A 525-nucleotide genomic window follows, 5' to 3' on the forward strand; every position below is an offset into this window, starting at 1 on the left:
CCCCATGAAGTCGGAGTCGCTAGTAATCGCAGATCAGCAATGCTGCGGTGAATACGTTCCCGGGCCTTGTACACACCGCCCGTCACGTCACGAAAGTCGGCAACACCCGAAGCCCGTGGCCCAACCAGCAATGGGGGGAGCGGTCGAAGGTGGGGCTGGCGATTGGGACGAAGTCGTAACAAGGTAGCCGTACCGGAAGGTGCGGCTGGATCACCTCCTTTCTAAGGAGCATCGACACCGCTTAACCACGGTGTCCACGTCGTGACCATCGGCGAATGTTCGATGCACGGCAGCTCATTAGTGGAGCACTGGCTATTCGAATCGAGAGCGTGATGCTCCTGCTCAGTACCGCCCAGCTTGCTGGGAGTGGGAACGGGAGAGAGCGGGCGAGCTGGTTCGAGCACACTGTTGGGTCCTGAGGAAACGGACCGTCTTCGGGGTCATCGCCTAGTGTGGTGGCCCTGTTGTTCGGGCCTGAGTGCCTCTGGACTAACTGCGGGATCCGCTTCTGCCATACCGCATCTC

At 60.2% G+C, this 525-nt stretch carries 1 rRNA gene; it reads left to right on the plus strand.

The features are described 5' to 3' along the window. Nucleotides 1–221 (plus strand): 16S ribosomal RNA (locus tag QSK34_RS37635); the annotation flags it as partial. Between the last annotated feature and the right edge of the window lie 304 nt (nucleotides 222–525).

The organism is Herbidospora sp. NBRC 101105 (assembly GCF_030269205.1).
Lineage (GTDB): Bacteria > Actinomycetota > Actinomycetes > Streptosporangiales > Streptosporangiaceae > Herbidospora > Herbidospora solisilvae.